Origin of the sequence: Streptomyces sp. NBC_01214 (assembly GCF_026340975.1) — a bacterium.
Taxonomy (GTDB): domain Bacteria; phylum Actinomycetota; class Actinomycetes; order Streptomycetales; family Streptomycetaceae; genus Streptomyces.
The window spans coordinates 952,070-975,886 of record NZ_JAPEOS010000002.1 but is presented as its reverse complement, the minus strand read 5'-3'; the positions used below and the strand labels follow the sequence as shown (position 1 = coordinate 975,886).

General features: G+C 72.1%; 28 protein-coding genes. 10 read left to right on the top strand and 18 right to left on the bottom strand.

Annotated elements, in window-relative coordinates:
* Positions 1-2 precede the first annotated feature (2 nt).
* A complete protein-coding gene (locus OG594_RS29475) occupies positions 3-1,031 on the bottom strand; it encodes a MoxR family ATPase (RefSeq protein ID WP_266604836.1) in 1,029 nt (342 codons plus the stop codon).
* Positions 1,032-1,074: 43 nt separating this feature from the next.
* Positions 1,075-3,258, bottom strand: coding sequence for a trypsin-like peptidase domain-containing protein (locus OG594_RS29470; protein WP_266604834.1), 2,184 nt, complete (start codon positions 3,256-3,258; stop codon positions 1,075-1,077).
* A 105-nt stretch (positions 3,259-3,363) separates the two neighbouring features.
* On the opposite strand from OG594_RS29470, the gene OG594_RS29465 reads away from it, so the two are divergent.
* On the top strand, positions 3,364-3,549 hold the full coding sequence (locus OG594_RS29465) for a DUF6104 family protein (RefSeq protein ID WP_030190019.1): 186 nt from the start codon (positions 3,364-3,366) through the stop codon (positions 3,547-3,549).
* A gap of 82 nt (positions 3,550-3,631) precedes the next feature.
* Here OG594_RS29465 and OG594_RS29460 read toward each other — a convergent pair whose 3' ends face one another.
* The 3 genes from OG594_RS29460 to OG594_RS29450 all read right to left on the bottom strand — a co-directional run bounded on the left by OG594_RS29460 (position 3,632) and on the right by OG594_RS29450 (position 5,650).
* The gene (locus OG594_RS29460; RefSeq protein ID WP_266604832.1) at positions 3,632-3,895 is read right to left on the bottom strand and encodes a hypothetical protein; all 264 of its coding nucleotides are present in this window, start codon (positions 3,893-3,895) and stop codon (positions 3,632-3,634) included.
* Complete coding sequence (locus OG594_RS29455; RefSeq protein ID WP_266604830.1) at positions 3,892-4,374, bottom strand: hypothetical protein; 483 nt, start codon at positions 4,372-4,374, stop codon at positions 3,892-3,894. Before OG594_RS29455 ends, OG594_RS29460 begins: the two co-directional genes overlap by 4 nt.
* A 91-nt stretch (positions 4,375-4,465) precedes the next feature.
* Complete coding sequence (locus OG594_RS29450; protein ID WP_266604828.1) at positions 4,466-5,650, bottom strand: helix-turn-helix domain-containing protein; 1,185 nt, start codon at positions 5,648-5,650, stop codon at positions 4,466-4,468.
* Positions 5,651-5,750: 100 nt separating this feature from the next.
* Here OG594_RS29450 and OG594_RS29445 point away from each other — a divergent pair, with 100 nt between their 5' ends.
* On the top strand, positions 5,751-6,299 hold the full coding sequence (locus OG594_RS29445; protein WP_266604826.1) for a flavoprotein: 549 nt from the start codon (positions 5,751-5,753) through the stop codon (positions 6,297-6,299).
* 98 nt (positions 6,300-6,397) lie between these two features.
* On the opposite strand, the gene sodN is transcribed toward OG594_RS29445, so the two are convergent.
* The gene (sodN, locus tag OG594_RS29440) at positions 6,398-6,793 is read right to left on the bottom strand and encodes a superoxide dismutase, Ni (RefSeq protein ID WP_030009413.1); all 396 of its coding nucleotides are present in this window, start codon (positions 6,791-6,793) and stop codon (positions 6,398-6,400) included.
* Between the two features lie 171 nt (positions 6,794-6,964).
* On the opposite strand from sodN, the gene sodX reads away from it, so the two are divergent.
* Positions 6,965-7,387 carry a nickel-type superoxide dismutase maturation protease gene (gene sodX, locus OG594_RS29435; RefSeq protein WP_266604823.1) on the top strand — a complete coding sequence of 141 codons (423 nt, stop codon included), beginning with the start codon at positions 6,965-6,967 and terminating at the stop codon, positions 7,385-7,387.
* Here sodX and OG594_RS29430 read toward each other — a convergent pair.
* Entirely contained in the window at positions 7,291-7,920 is a 630-nt protein-coding gene (locus OG594_RS29430; RefSeq protein WP_266604821.1) for a CGNR zinc finger domain-containing protein, read from the bottom strand. The two genes, sodX and OG594_RS29430, sit on opposite strands and share 97 nt — an antisense overlap.
* Positions 7,921-8,092: 172 nt before the next feature.
* Between OG594_RS29430 and OG594_RS29425 the strand changes: the two genes are divergently transcribed.
* Complete coding sequence (locus OG594_RS29425) at positions 8,093-8,782, top strand: class I SAM-dependent methyltransferase (protein ID WP_266604819.1); 690 nt, start codon at positions 8,093-8,095, stop codon at positions 8,780-8,782.
* Positions 8,783-8,897: 115 nt separating this feature from the next.
* Here OG594_RS29425 and OG594_RS29420 read toward each other — a convergent pair whose 3' ends face one another.
* From OG594_RS29420 to OG594_RS29410, 3 genes are all read right to left on the bottom strand, one after another.
* Positions 8,898-9,662, bottom strand: a complete 765-nt coding sequence (locus OG594_RS29420) for an amino acid ABC transporter ATP-binding protein (RefSeq protein WP_030764406.1) — start codon at positions 9,660-9,662, stop codon at positions 8,898-8,900.
* A complete protein-coding gene (locus tag OG594_RS29415) occupies positions 9,662-10,531 on the bottom strand; it encodes an amino acid ABC transporter permease (protein ID WP_244290753.1) in 870 nt (289 codons plus the stop codon). Before OG594_RS29415 ends, OG594_RS29420 begins: the two co-directional genes overlap by 1 nt.
* 111 nt (positions 10,532-10,642) lie before the next feature.
* The gene (locus OG594_RS29410; RefSeq protein WP_266604817.1) at positions 10,643-11,605 is read right to left on the bottom strand and encodes an ABC transporter substrate-binding protein; all 963 of its coding nucleotides are present in this window, start codon (positions 11,603-11,605) and stop codon (positions 10,643-10,645) included.
* A gap of 538 nt (positions 11,606-12,143) precedes the next feature.
* Here OG594_RS29410 and OG594_RS29405 point away from each other — a divergent pair.
* The 4 genes from OG594_RS29405 to OG594_RS29390 all read left to right on the top strand — a co-directional run bounded on the left by OG594_RS29405 (position 12,144) and on the right by OG594_RS29390 (position 15,366).
* Positions 12,144-13,334, top strand: coding sequence for an NADP-dependent malic enzyme (locus OG594_RS29405; RefSeq protein ID WP_323185400.1), 1,191 nt, complete (start codon positions 12,144-12,146; stop codon positions 13,332-13,334).
* Positions 13,335-13,563: 229 nt separating this feature from the next.
* Entirely contained in the window at positions 13,564-14,526 is a 963-nt protein-coding gene (locus OG594_RS29400; protein ID WP_266604815.1) for a zinc-binding dehydrogenase, read from the top strand.
* A gap of 58 nt (positions 14,527-14,584) precedes the next feature.
* Entirely contained in the window at positions 14,585-14,794 is a 210-nt protein-coding gene (locus OG594_RS29395) for a helix-turn-helix domain-containing protein (RefSeq protein WP_030013034.1), read from the top strand.
* A complete protein-coding gene (locus tag OG594_RS29390; RefSeq protein ID WP_266604813.1) occupies positions 14,794-15,366 on the top strand; it encodes a Clp protease N-terminal domain-containing protein in 573 nt (190 codons plus the stop codon). The genes OG594_RS29395 and OG594_RS29390 overlap by 1 nt, the downstream gene beginning before the upstream one ends.
* 262 nt (positions 15,367-15,628) lie before the next feature.
* Here OG594_RS29390 and OG594_RS29385 read toward each other — a convergent pair whose 3' ends face one another.
* Together OG594_RS29385 and OG594_RS29380 are read right to left on the bottom strand one after the other, a co-directional pair.
* Positions 15,629-16,525: a PadR family transcriptional regulator gene (locus OG594_RS29385; protein WP_266604811.1), complete on the bottom strand. Its 897-nt coding sequence runs from the start codon at positions 16,523-16,525 to the stop codon at positions 15,629-15,631.
* Position 16,526: 1 nt separating this feature from the next.
* Entirely contained in the window at positions 16,527-17,471 is a 945-nt protein-coding gene (locus OG594_RS29380; protein ID WP_266604809.1) for a DUF4097 family beta strand repeat-containing protein, read from the bottom strand.
* Positions 17,472-17,625: 154 nt separating this feature from the next.
* On the opposite strand from OG594_RS29380, the gene OG594_RS29375 reads away from it, so the two are divergent.
* A complete protein-coding gene (locus tag OG594_RS29375) occupies positions 17,626-18,441 on the top strand; it encodes a hypothetical protein (protein WP_266606622.1) in 816 nt (271 codons plus the stop codon).
* Positions 18,442-18,459: 18 nt separating this feature from the next.
* On the opposite strand, the gene OG594_RS29370 is transcribed toward OG594_RS29375, so the two are convergent.
* The 3 genes from OG594_RS29370 to OG594_RS29360 form a co-directional block, all read right to left on the bottom strand.
* On the bottom strand, positions 18,460-19,584 hold the full coding sequence (locus OG594_RS29370; RefSeq protein ID WP_266604807.1) for a CU044_5270 family protein: 1,125 nt from the start codon (positions 19,582-19,584) through the stop codon (positions 18,460-18,462).
* Positions 19,581-20,210: an RNA polymerase sigma factor gene (locus tag OG594_RS29365; RefSeq protein ID WP_266604800.1), complete on the bottom strand. Its 630-nt coding sequence runs from the start codon at positions 20,208-20,210 to the stop codon at positions 19,581-19,583. The genes OG594_RS29370 and OG594_RS29365 overlap by 4 nt, the downstream gene beginning before the upstream one ends.
* A gap of 168 nt (positions 20,211-20,378) precedes the next feature.
* Entirely contained in the window at positions 20,379-21,314 is a 936-nt protein-coding gene (locus tag OG594_RS29360; RefSeq protein ID WP_189732573.1) for a LysR family transcriptional regulator, read from the bottom strand.
* A 209-nt stretch (positions 21,315-21,523) separates the two neighbouring features.
* On the opposite strand from OG594_RS29360, the gene snpA reads away from it, so the two are divergent.
* Complete coding sequence (snpA, locus tag OG594_RS29355) at positions 21,524-22,192, top strand: snapalysin (RefSeq protein WP_266604796.1); 669 nt, start codon at positions 21,524-21,526, stop codon at positions 22,190-22,192.
* Position 22,193: 1 nt separating this feature from the next.
* On the opposite strand, the gene OG594_RS29350 is transcribed toward snpA, so the two are convergent.
* The 3 genes from OG594_RS29350 to OG594_RS29340 form a co-directional block, all read right to left on the bottom strand.
* The gene (locus OG594_RS29350) at positions 22,194-22,397 is read right to left on the bottom strand and encodes a hypothetical protein (protein WP_266604794.1); all 204 of its coding nucleotides are present in this window, start codon (positions 22,395-22,397) and stop codon (positions 22,194-22,196) included.
* A 36-nt stretch (positions 22,398-22,433) separates the two neighbouring features.
* Entirely contained in the window at positions 22,434-23,015 is a 582-nt protein-coding gene (locus tag OG594_RS29345) for a dihydrofolate reductase family protein (protein ID WP_266604792.1), read from the bottom strand.
* A 111-nt stretch (positions 23,016-23,126) separates the two neighbouring features.
* Entirely contained in the window at positions 23,127-23,720 is a 594-nt protein-coding gene (locus OG594_RS29340; RefSeq protein WP_266604790.1) for a GNAT family N-acetyltransferase, read from the bottom strand.
* Positions 23,721-23,817 lie beyond the last annotated feature (97 nt).

The following is a 23,817-nucleotide window of genomic DNA, read 5'->3' as shown; positions in this document are numbered from 1 at the left end:
CGTCACCTCGGGCGGTCGAGGCGCTGGATGAGCAGGTCCGCGAGGTCCTCCCGGGTGGGCGGGGCGGCGTAGTGGGTCAGGTACAAGGCGTTGAGCAGCTGGTCGGCAGCGACCAGCTCGGACTGGGAGCGGCTGAGGAACTCCCGGATCAGGTCGGCTCCGAGGCGGGCCGCCTCCTCGCCGAGGTGGGCGCGGACCATGGTGGCGAGCCGCTTCTCGCCGGGCTGACCGAGCTTCAGCTGGATGCAGCGGCGCAGCAGGGCGGCCGGGAAGTCCCGTTCCCCGTTGCTGGTCAGGATGATGAACGGGAAGGCCCGGCAGCGCACGCGGCCGCCGCGGACGGTGACCTTGGTCCCGTCGTCGGTGAGCACCTGGACCTCGGGCTCGCTGTCGGCGACCCGTTCCAGCTCGGGGAGGGCGAACTCCCCTTCCTCCAGCACGTTCAGCAGGTCGTTGGGGAGGTCTATGTCGCTCTTGTCGAGCTCGTCGATGAGCAGGACGCGGGGCCGGGCGGTGGGCAGCAGGGCGGTGCCGAGCGGCCCGAGCCGGATGTACTTCCCGATGCCGGGCGCCCCGGAGACCGCGGCGGCGGCCGGGGCGCCCCCGCCGCTCGCGGCGATCTGGACGTCCTGCAGCCGGGCCAGGGCGTCGTACCGGTAGAGGCCGTCCTGGAGCACGGTCCGGGACACCACGGGCCACCGGAGCACCCGCCCCAGCTTCAGTTCGTGGGCGACGGCGTGCGCGAGGGTGGACTTCCCGGTGCCGGGGAAGCCGGTCACGAGCAGCGGCCGCCGTAAGTAGAGGGCCGCGTTGATGGCCTCCAGCTCCTCCGGTTCCGGCCGGTGCAGCTCGGCGGCCTGCCGGTGCGCCCCGAGCCGCCGGGCCACGTTGCCGTCGGCGACCTGGGCCGGACCGCCCGGTTCCGCCACGGGACCGCCGTCGAAGTCCCGCCAGGGCGGCGGGTCGGGCAGGGCGTCGATCCCGTCGTGGGGCTCGCCCACCCCGCGGTATATGAGCCACTCGTCATTCATGGTGCTCCTGCTCCCTCCCTCGCGTCGTCCGCGGCGGCCCCCGTCACAGGTCGCCCTGGAGCGGCTCCTCTTCCGGCAGCGGCCGCGCCGGGTCCTCCCACACCAGCCCCGTCCCGGCCGCCCAGTAGGCGTCGGGATCCGCCCCGTACGCCCGCCCCCGCAGGTTCTGCAGGCGGACCGGGAGCACCTCCGCCCGCCCGGCGTCGGCCAGTTCCTCCCGCAGCCCGCGGTGGAAGGGCGCGCAGGAGGCCCCCGGGTCCGGCGGCGGTCGCCGGGTCACCACCACCCCGTACCCGGCGTCCCGTACGGCGTGCAGCGACCCGAGCGTGGGCTCCTGGTCGGCCGCCCGGCAGTGCACCGGCACGGTGTTGTCGGGGAGTCCCGTCAGCCACTCGGTGGCGGGGCTGCGCGGACGCCCCCGTATGCAGTCGGCGCGTTCGTCCTGGAGGGGGCCCGCCTGGACCCGCGCCCAGCGGGCGGACGCGTCGGTGCCCTCGCGGTCGGCGGGGTGCTCCCTGGCGCCGCCCGGGTTCGCGGCGGCGGGATGCACGACGGCCGGGTTCGCCCCGCCCGGGTTCGCGGCGGCGGGGTTCGCCCCGGCGGGGTGGCGCAGGACCACCGGCCGCTGCACGCCGAGCGGTACGCCGCCCACCACCACCCATTCGTCCACCGCGAGCCCGAACAGCGCGGGCGCCACGGCCACTTCGAGCAGGGCCGCGGCCTCGTGGGTGTCGCAGCGCCGGAAGCCCTCGGCGAGCGGGGCCCGCAGGGCGTCCGGCAGGCCCGCCAGGGTGGCCCGTACGCCCGAGTCCACGGGCGTCACCCGCCCGGCGTGTGCGGGACCGGCCAGGACCGAGACCCGCCAGTCGTAGAGGTCCTCCCAGCCGTGCGCCCACACCTCCAGCAGCACCGAGGCCCCGGGCGGCAGCCCGCCGGACCGCCGCGCCGGGCCGTGTACCGCCCGCCCGGCCGACGCCCGGCGGCGCCGCTCGCGCTCGGCGAGGCCCCGCTCGTGGCGCTCGCCCAGCTCGCGCCGCAGCGGCCGCCACAGCCGCTCGGCCGTGGCCCGTACCCAGTCCCACAGTTCCTCGTCCGCGCCCGGCGTGACCGGCTCCCGGTACTCGGCCACGCTCACGTCGGTCGCGTACCGGAGCATCGCCGCGGCCTCCGCGGTCCCGCCCGGCGGGTCGTGCAGCAGCCCCAGCCCGTCGCGCCAGCTCAGCGGGGCCGGCGGCAGCGGGTCCGGTTCCTCGCCGCGCGCCTCCTCGACCAGGGCGCGTACGACCTCGGAGGAGCCCGGCGGGGGCAGCTCGGCCAGCAGCCCGAACAGGGTGGTGCGCTCGCCGGGGGTGAGCCGGCCCCGGCCGGCGTACGGGTCGCCCTCCTCCGGCGGGAGCTCGCCGTGCACGTCCGTCCAGGTCCGCCGGTTGTCGAGATCGCTGAGGTGCTGGTCGTAGTGGTACAGGTCGTGGGCCTGCATGATCCGGCGGTAGAGCCCGACCTGGCCCCGCGCGGCCATCGGCAGGGTGCGCAGCTGTACGACGGAGACGGCGAGCCCGCCGCCCCCCGTCTGCCGCCGTGCCTTGAGCACGCCGACGACCTCGCCGCGGACGAGGTCCACCACGGGCCCGCCGGACATGCCGGGCTCGATCTCGTCGTCGTCGCCGAGCCGGATGGCCGCGCCGTTCCCGGCGGTCCCGCGCAGCCGGGTGGTGCGGCCGGTGATCTCGGGGGTGCCGAGGTCCTCGGTGCAGCCGAAGTAGGCGACCTCGTCGAAGCGCGGCCTGGAGCGGTCGGTCAGCCACACGCAGGCGTGCGAGACGGGAGCCAGCACCCTGATCAGCGCCAGGTCGGGCAGGTCCCACAGCGCGTGCCGGCCGGGCCGCCGCTCCTCCAGCCGCTCGGGCAGTACGCACTCCACGCGCCCGGTGACCGTGCCGGTGATGCTCCCGGCGGAAAAGGTGATGCCGACCTCGCGTCCCGTCAGACGCATCGCAGCACCCCCTTCGCCGACCACGTGCGCGCACGTCAGGACCCAGCCGGGGGCGATGAAGAAGCCGCTCCCCCACGTGGGACCGGTCCGATGACTGCGAGGGGTGTCATACCCGCCCGGCGGGGCGTGAACGCGTACGGTCGCCGCCTGGACGAGGGGCTCCAGAAGCTCGAAGGCGCGCGCGGACCCGGTCGTGCGCCCGTCCGTCATCCGCACCCCCCGCTCGTTGGGCATCCAGGCTAGACCCGGGGACGACGCGTGCGGGAGGTGTCGCCGATAGGCGGATTATCCTGGCGGGAAACACCCCCTGCACACCCCCATCACGGCACGGAGCCCGACTTGTACTTCACCGATCGCGGCATCGAGGAGCTGGAGAAGCGGCGCGGCGAGGAGGAGGTCACCTTCGAGTGGCTCGCCGAGCAGCTGCGCACGTTCGTCGACCTGAACCCGGACTTCGAGGTGCCGGTGGAACGCCTGGCCACCTGGCTGGCCCGGCTGGACGACGAGGACGAGGACGAGGAGTGATCCTCCGGGTCCGGGCACCGGCCTGCCGGCCCTGCCCGGACCCGCCCCGTACTGGCCGGTTCCGTCCGCCGCCGCGGCGGGTTCACGGGCGGCGGGTGATCTCGTCGAGCAGGGCCCGGGCGGCGACGAGGAGCGGGGCCGCCTCGCGGATCCGGGCGATCAGGCCCTCGTCCGTGGCGGTCCGCCGCCAGCAGATCACCGGGTCGTGGTGGACGCCCCACGCGTAGTGGCAGTGGCGGCAGTCGGCCATGGGGCCGCCGTACAGGGTCACGACCGGTGCCGGCAGCCCGCAGCCGGAGCACCGTACGTGCGCCCGCGCGCACGCGCCGTCGGGGTGGTCCCTCACGTGGCCGCCTCCGGCTCGGCGAGCCGTGCCTCGCCCACGCGGACGAGCAGCCGCACGGCGCCGACGCGGCAGAAGTACGCCCCCGGGCCGGGGGCCGCGGCCCAGTAGAGGGACCGGCCGGGCGCGGCCCGGTCCCGGCCCGGGTCGGGCACCCCGAGGTGGGTCCCGTGTCCGAGGCACTCGACCGCGTCCCGGGAGCGCCACCGCTGCGCGGTCCCCGGTTCGACGAGCGCGTAGTGGTTCCGGCCGCGCACGTCGTGGATGACGGGCCCCTCCAGGGCGAGGGCCAGCGCGAGGTCCACGACCCGGTCGTCGGCGCTCTGCACGGCCGCGTGGGCGAGCGGGTCGGGGATCCGTACGGCCTCGAAGCGAGCGCCGAGCGGCAGTACGGCGACACCGTGCTCCCGCCACGCGGCATGCGCCGCCGCGGGATCGGCAAGGCTCCGCGCGTACCAGTCGGCCGTCTTCTTCCAGGACACGGCGGCTCCCTACGGTCGTCAGCGGGTAAGAAGCCCAGACTGGCGAGCGGTAAGGAGCGGAACACTCACATCCGTGTGAGCGTGTGAGCGCCTACTTTTCCACCCAGGCAGCAAGGTGGTTGAGGGCCTCCGGGGTCCGCCGAGCCAGATGGACCAGGCCTCGGATCGTCTCCCGGGTGTTCGGGTGGTAGCGGGTCTGCTCGGGCGCCACGCGGCGGGCCTCGGACAACGAGGCCAGGGCCCTCGCCGCGTTCCCCGTCTCCATCTCGGCTCGCGCGCGGTAGATCAGGAAGTGGGCGCGACGGCTCGTTGCGAAGGCCGCCGGCGGCCTGATCTTTCGGGCGGCCGTAAGGGCGTCGTCGTACTGCCTCATCTGCGTGAGTGCCGACATCGCGTGCACCGCGACGTTCATGGGCCCGAAGGAAAGCCAGTGCACCGCTGAGGCGTCACCCGTTCGTCTGGCCAGCGTGCGCGCTTCGGCGATGTGCCCTTCCACGGCGGCACGATCCTCCGCACGAGCCGCGATGACGGAAGCACCGAGATGCAACTGACCTGTCACCGCCAGGCGTTCGCGGCTCTCCTCCGCTTGTTGGAGGATCCGGAGTCCCGCCTCGATCAGCCTCTCGCCTGTGCGGTACTCGCCGCTCTTCGAGTGGACGAGGGCCCGCTTGTACTGCCGCACCGCCGCCAGGCACGGGTCGGAGGCACGCTCGGCGGCCCAGTCCATGCGATCGAGCGCGACCGCCGAGAGGTCGTAGAACCCCAGCTTGACGGCGACGTCGTGGGCGCTTCGGTAGGCCGAGGCCAACGCCCGCCAGACTTCGGTGGACGGGGCGGACCACGCCGTCGAGGTCAGCTCGGCGATCACGCCGGGAAGGGCCCGGGAGGCTTCCCGCAGCTTGGTCGCGCGGACGGTCGCACACAACTGGTCGGCCGCAATCACGAGATCGCCCACCGGGCGGGCTGTCACGTCCCGGTCGTACCCGAGGTCGTAGAGGGCGAGTGCGTCACGGATCGGCCGCACGAGGGCCTCTCGGCGATCCTGCTGGATGGTGCTGACAGGGGGTTGTCCCGTCAGCACGGAGGGGTCGATCCGCAGGGCCTTGGCAACCGCGGTGAGGAAGGCCTCCGTGGCGGGCCGGGCACCGCACTCAACCTGGTTCAGCAGGCTGTAGGAGTACGGGAGCAGCGCGGCCAGCTGCTTCTGGGTGAGGCGGGCCAGCCGCCGCTGTGCGCGGATGCGAGATCCCGGGTGGTCGTCGTCGAAAGTGCGCATGCCGGACGCTCCCGTTTCTGATTCGTCGCCGGGAACGGTACCCACTCCGCTCCCGGGCCACCTGCGATCGACTATGGGGGCCTGTGGTCAACTGGGAGCCATGACGCGCACCTTGTACCTCTTCGGGTCGGCGGCTCCGCCCGTGTTCGATGTCGCCCACGTGATCGAGGACGCGCAGTCTCGCGGGTGGGACGTGTGCCTCGGCCTGACGCCGACAGCCGCGGACTGGCTCACGGAAGGGCTCGACGGCCTGGCCGCACTCACCGGGCACCCGGTACGCAGCCGCTACAAGCGGCCGGGAGAGGCCGACGTGTGGCCGGCGGCGGACGCGATCCTCGTCGCCCCCGCCACGTTCAATACGATCAACGGCTGGGCGCTCGGGCTCACCGACCGGTTCGTCGTCGGCGTGGTCGCGGAGGGCATCGGCAAGGAGATCCCGCTGGCCGTCATGCCGTGCGTGAACGCGGCCTACGTCCGACACCCGCAGTTCGAGCAGAGCATCGCCACGCTCCGCGGCGCCGGTGTGCGCGTGCTCTACGGCGAGGGTGGGTTCGTACCCAACCTGCCCGGGCAGGGCCGCGCGGAGGCCTACCCGTGGGGCTTGGCGCTGGACGCCGTCGACGGCCTGGTGCCGACGGCGGACGCCTAGCAGCTGCAGCTGCGCACGACAGCGGCCCGGCCGCGCGGGGCGGTCGGGCCGGTGTCGGTGCGCCGGTGGACGGCGCGGGGAGATACGGGGGCGCCGGATCAGGCGGCCTTGGTCTCCCAGAAGATGCGGTCGATCTCGGCGATGAGCTCGAGGGCCTTCGCGCCGGTCGCCGGGTCGTTCGACGCCTTGGCGGCCGAGAGGGCCTTCAGGGTGTCGTTGACCAGGGTGTGCAGCTGCGGGTACTTCTCGAAGTGCGGGGGCTTGAAGTAGTCGCTCCACAGCACCGAGACGTGGTGCTTGGCGAGCTCGGCGCGCTGCTCCTTGATGGTGATGGCGCGCGCGCGGAAGTCGGCGTCTTCGTTGGCCTGGTACTTCTCCTGCACGGCCTTGACGGACTCGGCCTCGATGCGGGCCTGGGCAGGGTCGTACACGCCGCACGGAAGATCGCAGTGGGCGGAGACCTTCGCCTTGGGGGCGAAGAGGCGGGAAAGCATGGAGTGTGTCCTCCTCGTGATCGTCTTCTCAAGGGGGAGGTTACTCGCTGAACAACCGGATTTCGCGGGCGCCCCCATGGGCTTGGGACAAAAGTCCAGGGGCGCGGCCGGACCGGTGAGCGAATGTACGGACCCGTGCGGCAGCATGCGGGGGTGACGAGGAGGACACGCATGGTGGAGATCGGGCGCCCGCGCAGGCGGTTCGAGGTGGTGGAGGTGACGGGGCCTTCGATGGTGCCCACGCTGCTGAACGGGGACCGGCTCGTGGTCCGGTACGGGGCTGCCGTACGGCCGGGCGACGTGGTCGTGCTGCGGCATCCGCTCCAGCAGGACCTGCTGCTGGTCAAGCGCGCGGTGGAGCGGCGGCCGGGTGGCAGTTGGTGGGTGCTCGGCGACAACCCGTACAACGAGACCGGCGACAGCACCGTCTTCGGGCCGGTGCCCGCGGAGCTGGTGCTGGCGACGGCGGTGCTGCGCTTTCGGCCGCGCGAGGAGGATCAGCGTTCGCTGAGGGCCCGGCTGTCCTGGGCGGCCTCGGCGCTGCGTCCGCTGCGGGCGGACTCCTCGGCTTCGAGCCGCTTGCGGGCCCGGTAGGCGGCCACGTTCGCCCGGGTGGCGCAGCGGTCGGAGCAGTAGCGCCGGGAGCGGTTGGTGGAGGTGTCCAGGTAGGCGTTGCGGCAGGGTGCGGCCTGGCACACGCCGAGGCGGTCGGGGCCGTGCTCGGTGAGGGCGAAGGCCAGGCCCATGGCCGCCATGGCGGCGTAGCCGGCGGAGGCGTTCGAGGGGTGCTCGGCGAGGTGGATGTGCCAGTCGGGGCGGCCGTCGTCGTCGAGGGTCTCGTGGCCGGACACCTGGGGGCTGACGGGGAACTCCATGAGCAACGAGTTCAGCAGGTCGACCGCGAGGACGTGGTCGCCGCCGTCGGCGGCCTCGAAGACCGAGCGCAGGCGGCCGCGGACGTTGCGGAAGCGGGTGACGTCACCGTCGGTGACGCGGCGCGCCATCTGCTGACTTGCGCCGAACAGGGCGCGGACGGCGTCCACCGAGGTGAGCGCGTCCTTGTTGCGGGCCGGCTCCTCGGTGTTGACCAGGCGCACGGCGAAGTCCGAGTAATGGGCCAGTTCCACTTGTAGTCCTTACGGCTGCGGATTAGTGTCTCCGGTAACGGCTGAGACGTATTCGAGGGTATTACGTATGGAGGGGTTCGGGATGACGGATACGACGGATGCGACCGGAGCGGCGGGCACGACCGACTGGCAGTCCTGACAGGACAGCTGGGACCGGCAGCAGGAGTGGTACATGCCCGACCGCGAGGAGCGGTTCCGCGTGATGCTGGACATGGTCGAGGCACTGGTGGGACCCGCCCCCCGGGTGCTGGATCTCGCATGCGGTACGGGAAGTATTACGGACCGCGTCCTCAAGCGGTTCCCGGAAGCCACCAGTACGGGCGTCGATCTCGACCCCGCCCTGTTGACCATCGCCGAAGGGCACTTCGCGGGCGACGCACGCGTCACCTTCGTGACCGCCGACCTCAAGGACCCCGACTGGCGCGCCGCGCTCCCCCACGACTCGTTCGACGCGGTCCTGACGGCCACCGCCCTGCACTGGCTGCCGAGCGCGGACCTGGCCGTCCTGTACGGGCAGCTCGCACCGCTCCTGGCCCCGGGCGGGGTGTTCATGAACGCCGACCACATGCCCGACCCGACCACCCCGCGCATCGACGCCGCAGAGCACGCCCACCGGCACGCCGGCATGGACCGGGCCAAGACGGCCGGGGCGGTGGACTGGCGCGAGTGGTGGGCACTGGCGGGTGCCGAACCGGCACTGGCCGAGCAGGTCAAGCAGCGCTTCGAGATCTACGGGGAGCACGCGGACGGCGACACCCCCTCCGAGGCCTGGCACATCGAGACCCTGCGCGCCGCGGGCTTCGCGGAGGCCCGCACGGTCTGGCGCTCCCCCTCGGACGGGCTGGTCCTGGGTCTGAAGTAGGGGACCCGAAACGACGGAGGGGCGGTACGGGATCCCGTACCGCCCCTCGTCCGTCCGCGGGTGCGGGCCACTGCACCTCGGACTCACAACATCTCGGAGTAACCGCACCTCGGAGCTACAGCACCTTGGAGAGGAACGCCTTCGTCCGGTCGTGCTGGGGGTTGCCCAGGACCTCGCGGGGGTGGCCCGACTCGACGACGACGCCGCCGTCCATGAAGACGAGGTTGTCGCCGACCTCGCGGGCGAAGCCCATCTCGTGGGTGACCACGATCATGGTCATGCCCGACTCGGCGAGGTCCCGCATGACGTCCAGGACGTCACCGACCAGCTCGGGGTCGAGGGCCGAGGTGGGCTCGTCGAAGAGCATCAGCTTCGGCTCCATGGCCAGCGCGCGCGCGATCGCCACGCGCTGCTGCTGGCCGCCGGAGAGCTGGGTGGGGTAGTTCCCGCCCTTGTCACCGAGACCGACGCGGTCCAGGAGCTTCACGGCGCGCTCGCGCGCCACCGCCTTGGACTCGCCCTTGACCATGACCGGGGCTTCCATCACGTTCTCGATGGCCGTCATGTGCGGGAAGAGGTTGAAGCGCTGGAAGACCATGCCGATGTCCCGGCGCTGGGCCGCGACCTCGCTGTCCTTCAGCTCGTAGAGCTTGTCGCCCTTCTGGCGGTAGCCCACCAGCTGCCCGTCGACGTAGAGCCGTCCCGCGTTGACCTGCTCCAGGTGGTTGATGCACCGCAGGAAGGTCGACTTGCCGGAGCCGGACGGGCCGACCAGGCAGAAGACCTCACGCGGGGCGACCTCCAGGTCGATGCCCTTGAGGATGTGCGCCGCACCGTAGGACTTGTGGACGCCCTCGGCCTTCACCATGGCAGTCGTCATCAGGCCACCGCCTTGCGGTTCGAGAAGCTGGACAGTTTCGCCTTGATCTTCTGCAGCGGTGTCGGCGGCAGCGAGCGGAGCGCACCACGGGCGTAGCGGCGCTCCAGGTAGTACTGGCCGACGCTGAACACGCTGGTCAGGGCGAGGTACCAGATCGAGGCGACGAAGAACATCTCCATCACCGCGAACGAGGTCGAGGCGATGTCCTGGGCGGCGCGCAGCAGGTCGAAGTACTGCACGGCGACCACGAGGGAGGAGGTCTTGAGCATGTTGATGAACTCGTTGCCCGACGGCGGCACGATCACCCGCATGGCCTGCGGCAGCACGACGCGGCGCATCGTCTGCGTGCGGGTCATGCCGAGCGCGTGCGAGGCCTCGGTCTGGCCCTCGTCGACCGACTGGATGCCGGCGCGGACGATCTCCGCCATGTACGCGCCCTCGTTCAGGCCCAGGCCCAGCAGGGCGGCCAGGAACGGGGTCATGACCTGGGTCATCTCGTCCTTGTAGAACCCGAGGTTCAGGATCGGGAAGATCAGGGCGAGGTTGAACCAGATCAGCAGCTGCACGTACACCGGGGTGCCGCGGAACAGCCAGATGTAGAACCAGGCGATGGTGCTGGTCACCGGGTTCTTCGAGAGCCGCATGACGGCGAAGAGAACACCGAGGACCAGGCCCAGGGCCATCGAGGTGATGCTGATCCAGACCGTGTTGACGACACCGCGCAGGATCGTCGGGTCGAACAGCTTCTCCGGCACGGTCGCCCAGCGCACGTTGCCCTGCGAGAAGGCGACGGCGAGCGCCACGACGAGGCCGATGACGACCACGGCGCTGATCCAGCGGCCGTAGTGGCGCACCGGGATGGCCTTGATGGCCTCGGGGGGGACGGCCCCGGCCGGCGGGTTGTCCGCCGGGCCCGGGACCTTGTCGAGCTTGTCAGTCACAGTGACTGCCCTTCAGTGTGCTGCGGTGGTACGCGGAGGTCAGGAACCGGCGTTGATCTTGGCCTCGGTCACGGCGCCGGAGCCCGCGTTCCACTTGTCCAGGGCGGCCTTGTAGGTGCCGTCCTTGATGACCGCGTCAAGGGCTTCCTTGAGCGCGTCGCGCAGCTCGGTGTTCTTCTTGTCCACCGCGATGCCGAAGAGACCGGCGTCGGTCGGGTTGGCGATGGCCTCGAAGTCGTTGCCGCCGCCGGCGGTCTGCGCGATGTACGCGGCGACCGGGGAGTCGTTCAGGTCGGCGGCGGCGCCGCCGGCCTTCACTCGGGTCTGGGCCTCGGCGTCGGTCGGGAAGGACTCGATCTTGAGCTCGCCCTTGCCGTCCGTCTTGCACTTCTCGGCCTGGGCCTTGGCGGACTCCTCGTACGTGGTGCCGCGCTGCACGGCGACCGTCTTGCCGCACAGGTCGTCGAGGGTCTTGATGCCCTGGGGGTTGCCCTTCTTGACCAGGATGCCGGTCGAGGAGGAGAAGTAGTCGACGAAGTCGACACCGGCACCGGTCTTGGCGCCCTTCTCGTCCAGGCCCTCCTGACGGGCCTTGGTGTCGGTGAGCGAGGACATGACCAGGTCGCTGCGGCCCGTCTGCATGCTGCCGATCAGCGTGTCGAAGGTGCCGGACTCGAACTTGAACTGCACGCCGAGCTGCTTCGCCATGGCCGCCGCGATATCGGGGTCGACGCCGACGATCTTGCCGCCCTCGGTGAACTCCATCGGCGCGTAGGTGGCGTCCGTGCCGACCTTGATGACACCGGCGTCCTGGATCTTCTTCGGGAGCTTGGAGAAGAGCGGGGCGCTGCTGTTGTTCGTCGCGCCCGACGGGGTGCTGGAGCCCTTGTCGGTCTGGTCACCACAGCCGGTGAGGATCAGGGTGCCCGCGACCGCGATCGCGCCGACCGCGGCGATCCGGGACCGTGCAGCGGTCGTACGACGGGTGGTGCTAGCGGTCATGGCTTGGTTCCTCCGGCGCTGGTGGAAAAGCAACGAAAAACGGTCGGACACGCACCATCGAGTGTCGCGACCTTGTGTGATTACGGCATCTTGCCATTCGGACTGAGACATTCAGGGTGCCCGTCAGGTCAAAATCGCATAACGGGCGCCCGAGGTAGCCCAACAGGACTGCGGAGAACGGGGTTCGAGGCCGCAGATACTGCTGTGACCTGCTGTTTTTGCCGCAGTTTCTACGGGGCGTCTCGCCCACTGGACGGCAAGGTTTGGACTTTTCGCCAAAAGACGGGCAGCGGGCCTACAGTTGAGCAGGAATCGACTCGTCTGGGCGAGCGTTCTTCGGGTAGAACAGATCCTTACACCCCTCATCCGGGGCTCAGGGCGCGCGTGCGGCGCGCCCGCGCGTACGAACCTCCCCTTCGCGGAGACGGGCCAACCGTTGACGCGGAGTACGGACGCGGTGCCCGCCCACCCCTTAACCAGGAGTGGCCACCCTCAACGAACAAAAGGAATTAAGGGGTCACACGAAGTGGCAGCGGAGATCGTCAACCCTCGCAGCGACAGCGCGACGGACAACAACCCCGACGCGGTGTTCGCACTGCACCGGGGCGGCAAGATGGCCATCCAGGCCACGGTTCCGGTGAACGACAAGGACGACCTGTCCCTGGCGTACACGCCGGGCGTGGCGAAGGTGTGCACCGCCATCGCCGAGCAGCCGGAGCTGGTGAACGAGTACACCTGGAAGTCCAACGTGGTCGCCGTCGTCACCGACGGTACGGCCGTGCTCGGCCTCGGTGACATCGGCCCGGAAGCCTCCCTCCCCGTGATGGAGGGCAAGGCCATCCTCTTCAAGCAGTTCGGTGGTGTGGACGCGGTTCCGATCGCGCTCGCCACCAAGGACACGGACGAGATCGTCGAGACGGTCATCCGTCTGGCCCCGTCCTTCGGCGGGGTCAACCTGGAGGACATCTCGGCGCCCCGCTGCTTCGAGATCGAGCGCCGCCTCCAGGAGGCGCTGGACATCCCGATCTTCCACGACGACCAGCACGGCACGGCCATCGTGACGCTGGCCGCGCTGCGCAACGCCGCCAAGCTCACGGGTCGCACCCTCGGCGACCTGCGCGCCGTGATCTCGGGCGCGGGCGCGGCGGGCATCGCCATCGCCAAGATCCTGGTGGACGCGGGCATCGGCGACGTCTGCGTCACCGACCGCAAGGGCGTCGTGTCCGCGGACCGCTCCGACCTGACGGACGTCAAGGCGGAGATCGCGGGCCTGACCAACAAGACCGGTCAGACGGGCTCCCTGGAGACCGCGCTGAACGGCGCGGACGTCTTCATCGGCGTCTCCGGCGGCTCCGTCGCCGAGGAGGCGGTGGCCACCATGGCGAAGGACGCGTTCGTCTTCGCCATGGCCAACCCGAACCCGGAGGTCCACCCGGACGTCGCGCACAAGTACGCGGCGGTCGTGGCCACGGGCCGTTCGGACTTCCCGAACCAGATCAACAACGTGCTGGCGTTCCCGGGCATCTTCGCGGGCGCCTTCAAGGTGCGCGCCACCCGGATCACCGAGGGCATGAAGATCGCCGCCGCCGACGCCATCGCCGGTGTCGTGGGTGACGAGCTCGCCGCCGACTACGTGATCCCGTCGCCGTTCGACGCGCGCGTGGCCGAGGCCGTCGCCGCGGCCGTGGCCGCCGCGGCCAAGGTCGACGGTGTGGCCCGTCTCGTCTGAGACCGGACCTGAGCAGTACGCCAAGAGGCCCGACCGGATCCCCTCCGGCCGGGCCTCTGCTGTTTCACGCGCCGCTCGCGCGGTGCGGCCCTGGCGGGCCTTACCGGCTTCGCGCCGCTGCGACGGACTCCGTCCGTCGGCTCCGGGACCGGCCGGGTGCGACGAAGGCCTCACCCGTGCGGTGGCGGGAGGTCTGGAACCCGGCCCTACTGAGCGGTAGCGTCGCCGCATGTTCGCTGCCTACGCCGCCCGAATCGACCGTGACCAGCCGCTGAACGGCCTCGTGCTGGGCGACCGCCCGGCCCCCGAGGCCAGGCCCGGCTGGGTGACCGTGAACGTCAAGGCCGCCTCCCTCAACCACCACGACCTGTGGTCGCTGCGCGGGGTCGGCCTCGGCGAGGAAAGACTCCCGATGATCCTCGGCTGCGACGCCGCCGGGATCGACCAGGACGGCAACGAGGTCGTCCTGCACTCCGTGATCGGCCAGAGCGGCCACGGGGTCGGCCCGGACGAGCCCCGCTCGATCCTGACCGAGCGCTACCAGGGGACCTTCGCCGAGCAGGTGACCGTCCCCGCCTGGAACGTGCTGCGCAAGCCCGCCGAGCTCTCCTTCGAGGAGGCCGCCTGCCTTCCGACGGCCTGGCTGACGGCGTACCGGATGCTGTTCACCAACGCCGGGGTCCGCCCCGGGGACTCCGTCCTGGTGCAGGGGGCCGGCGGCGGTGTCGCGACGGCCGCGATCGCCCTCGGCAAGGCGGCCGGCCTGCGGGTGTTCGCCACCAGCCGGGACGAGGCCAAGCGCAAGCGGGCCGTGGAGCTGGGCGCCGTGGAGGCGTTCGAGCCGGGCGCGCGGCTGCCGCAGCGGGTGGACGCGGTGATCGAGACGGTGGGCGCCGCCACCTGGTCGCACTCCGTGAAGTCCCTGCGCCCGGGCGGGACCCTGGTGATCTCCGGCGCCACGAGCGGCGACCGCCCCGCGCACGCGGAGCTGACCCGGATCTTCTTCCTGGAGCTGAAGGTGGTCGGCTCGACGATGGGCTCGAAGGACGAGCTGGAGGACCTCCTCGCCTTCTGCGCGACCACCGGGCTGCGGCCGGTCATCGACGAGGTGCTGCCGCTGGACAGGGCGCGGGAGGGATTCGAGAAGCTCGCGGCGGGCGACCTCTTCGGCAAGATCGTCCTCACCCCCTGACCACCCCCGGCGTCAACTGGGGTTGACGATACTCCCGCGTCAACCTACATTGACACCCATGACCGAAGCCACTGATCTCGCCGAGCGGGCCGGTGACCGCGACCCGCGCGTGGGCCTGCGTGCCGTGGCCGCCCTCCGGAGGCTGCTGGAGCAGCTGGAGGCCGTGCAGGTACGCAGCGCCCGCGCGCAGGGCTGGTCCTGGCAGGAGATCGCGGCCGAGCTGGGCGTCAGCCGGCAGGCCGTGCATAAGAAATACGGGAGGCTCTGATGTTCGAACGCTTCACCCGCGACGCCCGGTCGACCGTGACCGGGGCGGTGACCGAGGCCCGGCAGGCCGGGGCCCCCACCGTCACCGAGGAGCACCTGCTGCTCTCCCTGCTGGCCCTGGGCGCCCTGGACCCGCTCGGCGTGGACCGCGCGGCGGTGGCCGCCGACCTCACGGCGGCCCGCCGCCGGGGCGGCATGTCCAGGGCGGACGAGGAGGCGCTGGCCGGACTCGGCATCGACCTCACCGAGATCGTCTCCCGCATCGAGGAGACCCACGGCGAGGGCGCCCTCGCGACCCCCGCGCCCCGCAGGCGGACCCTGGGCGCCTCGATCCGCTCCGCCCTCGGCCGTGAGGTCGCAGACGACCGCACCGGCAGCTACCGGGTCCCCTTCACCGAGGGCGCGAAGAAGGTGCTGGAACAGTCCCTGCGCATCGCACTGGGCCGCAAGGACAACCACATCGGCACCCTGCACCTGCTGCTGGCCCTGATCTCCCGCCCCGGCACCGTCGCCGAGGTCCTGTCGGACCACGGCGTCACCTACGGCACGACCGAAACAACCCTGGCAGCCTGACCACCCCTCCCACCCCGCCAGGGGGGCGTTCGAAACGCCGGGCCCGGGCACCCGCCAGCGATTGAGGCACGGGACCCGGGGGCGGAGCCCCGCTCATTCAGCCCCGCTGGCGCTTGAGGCACGGGGGGGCGGAGCCCCGCACTCTCAGCCCCGCCGGCGTTTGAGGCGCGGGACCCGGGGCAGCGCCCCACACCCTTCAGCCCCGCCGGCGTTTGAGGCGCGGGACCCGGGGCAGCGCCCCGGCAGCGGTGCCGCGGGCGAGCTACGATCCGGCCCCGAACGTGGTTCCCAGCCGGCCGCAGGCCGCCTTCAGGTGCCCGCGGGCCTCGACCACCTGGGCCGCGGTCACCCCGCGGTCCCGCGCCGCATCGCGGACCTCGTCGCGGAAACGGTCCAGCAGCCGGTCCAGGTCTCGGGCCGGGTCGCCGGTAGGCACGAGGTCGGCGGCCCAGTCCGCACCCGCCGCCGCGTCGGACGCCGCCGCCTCCCCCGCCGAGGACGTGGCCTGCGTACCGCCCCCGAGCCAGGCTCCGGCCAGGCTGCCCAGGACGCCGCCGGACTTGGCGAACTGCTCCTGGAGCTGGCCCGCGATGCGCTGGACCTCCTCGCGGGCCCGCTCCTGGGCCTCCTTGGCCTGGCGGCGGGCCTGCTGCGCCTCCTCGCGGGCGCGACGGCTCTCGTCCTTCGCCCGGCGCGCCTGTTCCTTCCATTCCTGCCGCGCCTTGCGCAGGTCCTCCTTGGCGGCCTTCCAGGACTCGTCCTCGACCTGGGTCGCCGATGCCGACGCCGCGGCCCGCATCTCGCGGCGCAGGTCACCCGCCGCGCCCCGGACGTCGTCGCGGATCTCGGCGGCGAGCTCGGTGACCGAGTCGCGGATCTCCAGCTCCAGGTCGGCCAGTTCGCCGCCGCGGTCGGCCAGTTCGGCCCGGCCGGCGTCCGTGATCGAGTACACCTTGCGCCCGCCCTCGGTGGCGTGCGTGACCAGGCCCTCGGCCTCCAGCTTCGCCAGCCGCGGGTACACGGTGCCCGCGGAGGGCGCGTACAGGCCCTGGAAGCGCTCCTCCAGCAGGCGGATCACCTCGTACCCGTGGCGCGGGGCCTCGTCCAGCAGCTTGAGGAGGTACAGGCGGAGTCGGCCGTGGGCGAAGACGGGCGGCATGTCAGAGCACCTTCTTGTCGAGCGCGAGGGGGGCGGCGGGACGGTCCGCGTCGCCCTGCGGGCGGCGCAGCAGTGCGATCGAGCCGGAGACCGTGGTCGCCCGCAGGGTGCCGGCGCCGGAGCCGAGGGTTCCGGTGATCCGCTTGGCGCCCATCTGGCCGGAGACCCGCAGGTCCTCGAAGGCGTTGGAGACGCGACCGGTGGCGGTGTTGGCCTCGACCTTGGCGTCCGCGGGGTGCGGGAGGCGGATCGCGACCTGCCCGGAGACGGAGTTGAGGAAGATGTCCACCGGCTTCGGGTCGGCGGGGTCCGCGGCGAGGTCGATGAGCATGTCGCCGCTGACCGAGTCCGCCCGCACGTTGCCGCCGGAGCCGTCGACCACCGTCAGGCCGCCGGAGACGGAGTGGAAGCCGAACTCGCCGGAGACGGACTGGGCCTCGACGCTGCCGGAGACGGTGTGCGCCTTGACCCGTCCGGACAGCCCGACCAGCGTGGCGTCGCCGGAGACCCCGTTGACGTCGGTGCCGCCGGAGATGCCGGAGACGAAGACGGCTGCGCCGACCGCGGCCACGTGGACCTGGGTGGCGGCGGGCACGGTGAGGGTGATCGCGACGCTGCGCTCCCACGCCTTGCGGCCGGAGGCGGAACCGGCCCAGGCCTTCCAGGGCTTGGTCTCGAACCACTGCTTGAGGCCCTGGGAGCCGTTCCAGGGCAGGTCCTCGTAGGACACGGTGAGCGTGCCGCCGTCCTGCACGACGTACAGCGGCGGTCCGTCCACCTCGGTCACCTCCAGGCGGGCCGGGCCCTCCTCGGCGGCGACCACGTTCACCGTGCCGCTCACGAGGCGGACGCGGAGCTCGGTCACCGGCTCCTCGAAGGTGAGCTTCTGCGGTTCGTCGAAGTGCCATGTCGAAGGCGACGACGACTCGGGCGACTGCTCTGCCATGGTGCTGATCCTCCTCGTGCGTTCACGGACCGGGCTCGACGCACGCAACATATCGCGTCTTCCGTTAACACGATATATCGCGGATGGACGAAGTCAAGCGCCCTTCCGGAACCCTACGGTTCGAGGTGTTTTGCACTATTGTGTGGGCATGTCAATATCCAGGGCCGCGACCGGCGGAATGCTGCTCTGCCGCGCCGAACCCCTTGCCGTCCGGCCCCCGGCACACCTGTTGCGCGTACGACTGCTGCTCGCCCCGGCGGGCGCGTGGAGCGTGCTCGTCCCCGAGGACAAGCCGTGGCGGGACGGCCCGGAGACGGTGGCGGAGGTCCTCTCCGGCTGGGGCTCGGCCCTCGCGATCGGCACCGACCGGCCGGTGCTGAGCCTGTGGTGGGAGGGCGGCCGGACCGGATTCGCCCTGGCCGGCGGGTTCCGGCGGACCGTCTCCTACGCGTGGGACGCGGCCGGGCGCCCGGCCGGCGAGCCCGATGCCATGCGCACCCTGTCGGCGCGGCTCGGCCTGGACCCCGTACTCGACCTGGAGGAGCTGGAGCGCCTCACCCGCGCCGGCGGCGATCCCGCCGTGGACGGGGAGGCCCGACTGCTCGCGCTGGTCGCCCTGCTCGCGCGCACGGGACTCGCCCTGCCGCCCGGGCTCGCCCCGGGCGAATCGGCCGACCGGCTGCGGGGTGCGGCCCGGGTGGCTCCCGGCGCGGAGACGCTGGAGTGGTCCGGCTGGCGCGACGCGGTACGGGCCGAGCTCGACGCGGTGGAACGGGGCCCGCTCGGCCCGTGGGTCCGCGGCCCCAGGGCCCGACTGCTGGGCGCGGCCCACGTGGCGGCCGGCGCACCCCTGCTGGCCTGGGCGGCCCACCGCCGCAGCCCGGGCTGGGCGACGGCGGGTGCGGTCCTCCTGGCGCACGGCGCCGCCTCCCTGGCGTACGACCGGGCCCGGGCACGACACCCGGCCTAGGCATGGTGCCGGGCGGGCTCAGGGGGCCGTGGGCGGCAGCTCCTTGATCCCGTCGACGACCGTCCGGGTCATGACGGCGCTGGTGTACACGACCGTGCCGGGCTTGATCAGGCCCTGTTCGCCGGACTCGCCCTGCACCTGGACGCTGCGCTCGCCGAGGAACGTGAGGGTCTGCCGGTCGAAGATCCACTCCACGCGCTGGCCGGAGTGCTCGTCGAGCCGGGCGACCGCGACGCCGCTGCGGCCCGCGGCGTCGACCGCCTCGTCGACCGTCACCACGCCGGGGATCTTCGCCGCAGCCTTGTAGAGCGCGGTCGTGAGCTCGGCCGGCGGGTAGCTGGAGCGCAGCAGGTCGCCGATCGTGGTGAAGGCCTCCTGGTCGGGGCCGTTGCCCATGCCCTTGGTCTCCTCGTAGATCCGCCGGAGCAACACGTCGGGATCGGTGGGCAGCGCGGCGAGGTAGTCGTAGGTGGGCGCGTTCAGGTACGGCGTGGGGGTGTTGCCCTTTTCGTCGGGGCCCGCCAGGGTCACGCCCTCCGGTCCGGTGTTGCCGGGCTCGATCAGCCAGCCCTTGGTGCCGTCCGGGGAGTTCCACTGGTGGCGCACGTGCAGCGGCAGGCTGACCAGGGTGCTCTTGTTGCCCACAGTCTTCACGTAGGTGTTGGCCGCCTTGCTGCCGATGTAGATGAACTGGTCCGCGCGCACGGCCGGGCCGGATACGGAAGCGGAGGCCAGCGAGATCCGGTCCAGGAGCTGCGGCGCCCCCTTGGGGTCGGCGGTGCCGATCCGGGTGGTCAGCGCCGGGCCCGTGGCGACGGTGGAGCCGGGTCCGTCCGCGGCGCCCCGGTCCGCGTAGGAGAGGAAGCCGACGGCGAGCGCTCCGGCCAGCGCGAAGGCGGCCGCGGGCACGAAGACCGCGCGGCGCAGGAACGGGTTGCGCGACCCGGCGACACGGGCGGGGGCGGCCTGGGCGGGGGCCCGGGCGGCGGTGTCGGCGGCTCGGAGGTCTTCGTGGATCTGGGCCATCAGGCGCTCCTTGTGGAACTGGTGGCGGCCCGCGGGCAGGTCCCGTTCGGCGAACGGCGGAAGGAGCGGGTGCTCCTCCCGGCCGGCCGGGCGGGGCCGGGAGAGGTCGGGGTTCATCGGGTTCCTTCCTGTGCGGACCGGACCGTGTTCGTGCGGTCGCCATATGTCTGTCGGGGCCGGGCCGCGAGTTCCCGCTTTTTCTTCTTCATTTCCGTTTCAGCGAGTTTGCGTAGCTTCGTACGGGCGCGGGACAGCCTGGAACGGACGGTTCCGACCGGGATGTCGAGGACTCGGGCGACCTCCGCGTACTCCAGTCCCTCGCCCAGGCACAGCAGCAGGACTTCGCGCTCGGGTCCGCGCAGCGCACTCAACTGCCCCAGCGTGGCCGCGATCTGCCGCCGGTCGTCCAGCCGGCCGGCCACCTCGTCGGCGTGGTCGGGCACGGCCGCGGCACCGGCCGCCGCCGTGGCGGCGGCAGCGGCGGCCCGGTAGCGCCGGTTGCTGCGGCAGTGGTTGCGGGCGAGGTTGGTGGCGACGCCCAGGAGCCAGGGCCGCAGCGAGCCGCCCTCGGGGTCGATCGTGCCGCGCAGCCGCCACGCCTCCAGGAAGGCGGCGGACATGACGTCCTCCGCGGCGGCCCAGTCGCCGGTCATCCGGAAGGCGTGGTTGTAGAGGGTGCGGGCGTAGCTGTCGAACAGCTCCGCATAGGCGTCCGGATCCCCGGACCGCACCCGGGTTCGCATCTCTGTGGTCACTCCTGTCGGCTGTCCGGCACCCGGGGCGGAGTTCCCGTGACCTGTGTCACGTCCGCCGGGGAGCGGCCGGCCGCCACCGGCCCGGCCCCGGCCCCGGTCGGGCATCGACCCGGCCCGGAGGGGACAGCCTAGGAGAGGGCCTAGGGGGCCCCTGGTTCAGGCCGCCTCCAGCAGTGGGCTCGCGTGGTGGTGGAGCCAGGCCCGGTACGGGGGCGTCCGCAGGGCGGCCTCGCGGTAGGCGGCGCGCAGGTCCTCGTAGACCTCCGCGTGCGCGCCCGGCCTGGTGGCCAGCAGCAGGCGCACGGCGAGGGGGTCCCCGCAGAGCGGCCGGATCGCCATGTCCTCGCGCGGCCCGGAGGTCGGCTGGCACGGGGCGACCGCCTCGCCGGAGATGATCAGCGAGGTCGCCGTGTGGTAGTCGGCGTGGAGCACCGGCGGGTCGAGTCCGGCCCCGGCGAAGACCCGGCGCAGGCCGTCCCACTCGCCGTCGACCGAGGGGTCGACCATCCAGCGGTCGGCGGCCAGGTCCCGTAAGGAGACCACCGCCTGCCCGGCGGCCGGATGGTCCCGGGACATCGAGACGAACTGCGGTTCCCGTTCCATCAGTACGTGCATCTGCAGCCCGGGCGGCACCCGCAGCGGACTGCCCTCCACCTCGTGCACGAACGCCACGTCCAACTGTCCCGCGGCGACCATCCGCAGCAGCGCATTGGCCGAGACGTCGACCACGAGCGAGGTTTCGGTGTCCGGAAGCCGCCGGTGGATCCGCCGCAACCAGCCCGGCAGCGCACTGCTGGCGGTGGAACCGATGCGCAGCCGCGAGGCGTGGGCCAGTTCGCGGGCCTCCGCCACCAGCGCGGCCATCTCGGCGAGCAGCGGGCGGGCCCGGCCCAGTACGGTCCGGCCGAAGGGGGTGGGCCGGCAGCCGGTCCGCTCGCGCAGGAACAGCTCGCCGTCGAGGGCCCGTTCGATGCGGCGCAGCTGGGTCGTCAGGGAGGGCTGGCTCACGCCGAGCTGCCGGGCGGCCTTGTGCAGGCTTCCGGCGTCGGCGATGGCGCACAGCGCGCGCAGGTGCCTGACCTCAAGCTCCATCCTCCGAGGGTAGGCCGGTCCCTACTGACCGCACCAGTCACCGATAGCCCCCCGAATCCCGCCATTCTCACGCTAGTTGGGCTGCCGAAATCTCCCCGATAGGTTCGCACTATCGGGGAGTGACATCATCCGCCGGGCACTTCCCCTCCCGCAGACTCCGGTTCGAAAGACCACCCCCCACCGCACCGGACGAGTAGGAGCTCCCCCACATGCGCCACTCCCGTAAGGCCGTGCTGGCCACGACCGTCGGCCTCGGCCTCGCCGCCGCCCTTGGCGTCGTCCCCACCGCCACCGCCGCGCCCGCCCCCGTCGGAAACGCCGTGAGCTACGCCGCGTACGAGCGTTCGCCGGAGAACGAGGCCGCCAACGCGGCCTTCTTCGAGGCCGTGCAGCGCTCGGTCGCCGAGCAGCGCGCCGCCAATCCGGGCGCCCTGGCCGTGACCGTCACGTACAACACCCGCAGCGCCCCGAGCTTCCGCAGCCAGATAGCCCGCTCCACGCAGATCTGGAACAGCTCGGTGTCCAACGTCAAGCTGCGGGAGGTGTCCTCGGGCGGGAACTTCTCGTACCGCGAGGGCAACGACTCACGCGGCTCGTACGCGAGCACGGACGGGCACGGCCGGGGTTACATCTTCCTCGACTACCGGCAGAACCAGCAGTACAACTCCACCCGGGTGACGGCGCACGAGACCGGCCACGTGCTGGGTCTGCCGGACCACTACTCGGGTCCGTGCAGCGAGCTGATGTCGGGTGGCGGCCCGGGCACCTCGTGCACGAACGCCAACCCGAACTCCGCCGAGCGGGCACGGGTCAACCAGCTCTGGGCCAACGGCTTCGCCTCCGGTCTGGGTGCGAAGGACCTCGCCGCCAAGGGCTGAGTCACCGCTCCTCGGGAGCCACGTGATCGGGGCAGTCGGGGTTCCGGCAGGGACCCCGACCCCACACGGGGATGAAGATCCCGAGGGACTTGCGCCGCCTGACCACCGTGTCGACGCGGCGCCCGCACGCCGGGCACGTCTGCTGTTCGTGCCCGGCCTGCGGGGCCACCGTCTCGTGCGCGTGGTGCTGCTGTTCACCGGCCATACCTCCACGGTAGGCCGGTTCCTCGCGTTCGGCGGGTCAGCGCTTGCGCGAGTAGGTGGTCACGACCTGCCCGCCACCGAAGGCCTTGACCCCGGTCAGCTCCAGGTCGCGCCGGGCGAAGCCGGCCCGCGCGAGGGTGATCCCGGTCCCGGTGAAGACCGGGTAGGTCTTGATCACGAACTCGTCGATCTCTTCGACCACCTGGCCGGCGAGGTCCGCACCTCCGCAGAGGTAGATGCCGAGCCCCTCCCGGGCCTTCAGCTCCCGCACCCGCGCCGCCACGTCCCCGCCGATCAGCTCGACCGCCGGGTCGGGGGTGACCGCGATCGAGCGCGTGGCCACGTACTGCTTCAGGTGGGCGTACGGGCTCGTGACGCCCGTCTTGAGGGCCGGGTCGTAGGTGCCGCGCCCCATGACGACCGCGTCGAAGTGCCGGGCCGTCGAGATGTCGACGCCCAGCATCTCGTGGGCGTGGGTCGGCAGGGTCTCCGGGTACTCGGTCGTGAGGTATCCGAGGTACTCGGGGTCCAGGTAGTCGTTGAAGAAGTCGCCGTCGCCGTCCGGGTCCGCCATGAACCCGTCGACGCTCGTGGCGATGAAGTACGTGAGCTTGCGCAAGCGATTCTCTTCCACTGGGCAGTGCCGCCGCACCGGGGCACGTCGCATAAAGTACTTCGCCTGAAGTGGTTACGCAAGGACCATGACCCCGGGGCGGGACGACCTCGGCTCTCAGCCGCGCGGCTTGCGCCACATCGGCCACATCAGCGGCCCGTCCGGAAGCTGCACCGCCTCGCCCGTGAACTCCCAGCCCAGCCGTTCGTACAGCCCCTTGCTGCGCTCGCTGCTCGCCTCCAGGTACGCCGGCACGCCCTCGCGGTCGCAGCGCTCCAGCACCGGCCGGATCAGCTCGCTCCCCAGCCCCTGCCCCTGCCGGCCCGGGGCGACCGCGATCATCAGCAGGTACTCGTGCTCCTCCGCCGTCGGGTGCACCGCGCCCGTGAGGCGCCCGACCAGCTCGCACCGCTCGTTGTCCGGGTCCGCCACGGCCCGCATCCGTGCCGGGACCTCATCCTCACCCTCGGGCTCGCCGGCCGGGATCCGCAGCCACAGCGCGGCGGCCGAGCCGTCCACGGCGTAGTCGATCCGGCCCTCCTCCAACGCCACGTCCACGAAGACGCCCAGGAACTTCCCGTGCACCGCGGCCCGGTGCTCCGGGTCCGGGAAGACCCAGCTGCTCACCGGGTCGGTGCGGAAGGCCTCGTCGAGCAATCGCGCCACCGCGTCCCGGTCCGACTGATCCGCCTGACGTATCTCCAGCGCCACTGGTCACACCCTTCACTCACGTGTCAACAACCGTGAGCGATCCTAGAGTTGGCGCAGACATGCGGTAAGGCCCGTTCCGGCACCGTGCGGTACCGGA

Excerpts from the sequence above, each read along its gene's own strand:
- OG594_RS29475 (WP_266604836.1), bottom strand. The coding sequence starts at position 1,031 with ATGAATGACGAGTGGCTCATATACCGCGGGGTGGGCGAGCCCCACGAC.
- OG594_RS29470 (WP_266604834.1), bottom strand. The coding sequence starts at position 3,258 with ATGCCCAACGAGCGGGGGGTGCGGATGACGGACGGGCGCACGACCGGG.
- OG594_RS29450 (WP_266604828.1), bottom strand. The coding sequence starts at position 5,650 with ATGCGCACTTTCGACGACGACCACCCGGGATCTCGCATCCGCGCACAG.
- OG594_RS29445 (WP_266604826.1), top strand. The coding sequence starts at position 5,751 with ATGACGCGCACCTTGTACCTCTTCGGGTCGGCGGCTCCGCCCGTGTTC.
- sodN (WP_030009413.1), bottom strand. The coding sequence starts at position 6,793 with ATGCTTTCCCGCCTCTTCGCCCCCAAGGCGAAGGTCTCCGCCCACTGC.
- sodX (WP_266604823.1), top strand. The coding sequence starts at position 6,965 with ATGGTGGAGATCGGGCGCCCGCGCAGGCGGTTCGAGGTGGTGGAGGTG.
- OG594_RS29425 (WP_266604819.1), top strand. The coding sequence starts at position 8,093 with ATGCCCGACCGCGAGGAGCGGTTCCGCGTGATGCTGGACATGGTCGAG.
- OG594_RS29420 (WP_030764406.1), bottom strand. The coding sequence starts at position 9,662 with ATGACGACTGCCATGGTGAAGGCCGAGGGCGTCCACAAGTCCTACGGT.
- OG594_RS29410 (WP_266604817.1), bottom strand. The coding sequence starts at position 11,605 with ATGACCGCTAGCACCACCCGTCGTACGACCGCTGCACGGTCCCGGATC.
- OG594_RS29400 (WP_266604815.1), top strand. The coding sequence starts at position 13,564 with ATGTTCGCTGCCTACGCCGCCCGAATCGACCGTGACCAGCCGCTGAAC.
- OG594_RS29395 (WP_030013034.1), top strand. The coding sequence starts at position 14,585 with ATGACCGAAGCCACTGATCTCGCCGAGCGGGCCGGTGACCGCGACCCG.
- OG594_RS29390 (WP_266604813.1), top strand. The coding sequence starts at position 14,794 with ATGTTCGAACGCTTCACCCGCGACGCCCGGTCGACCGTGACCGGGGCG.
- OG594_RS29385 (WP_266604811.1), bottom strand. The coding sequence starts at position 16,525 with ATGCCGCCCGTCTTCGCCCACGGCCGACTCCGCCTGTACCTCCTCAAG.
- OG594_RS29380 (WP_266604809.1), bottom strand. The coding sequence starts at position 17,471 with ATGGCAGAGCAGTCGCCCGAGTCGTCGTCGCCTTCGACATGGCACTTC.
- OG594_RS29370 (WP_266604807.1), bottom strand. The coding sequence starts at position 19,584 with ATGAACCCCGACCTCTCCCGGCCCCGCCCGGCCGGCCGGGAGGAGCAC.
- OG594_RS29365 (WP_266604800.1), bottom strand. The coding sequence starts at position 20,210 with ATGCGAACCCGGGTGCGGTCCGGGGATCCGGACGCCTATGCGGAGCTG.
- OG594_RS29360 (WP_189732573.1), bottom strand. The coding sequence starts at position 21,314 with ATGGAGCTTGAGGTCAGGCACCTGCGCGCGCTGTGCGCCATCGCCGAC.
- snpA (WP_266604796.1), top strand. The coding sequence starts at position 21,524 with ATGCGCCACTCCCGTAAGGCCGTGCTGGCCACGACCGTCGGCCTCGGC.
- OG594_RS29350 (WP_266604794.1), bottom strand. The coding sequence starts at position 22,397 with ATGGCCGGTGAACAGCAGCACCACGCGCACGAGACGGTGGCCCCGCAG.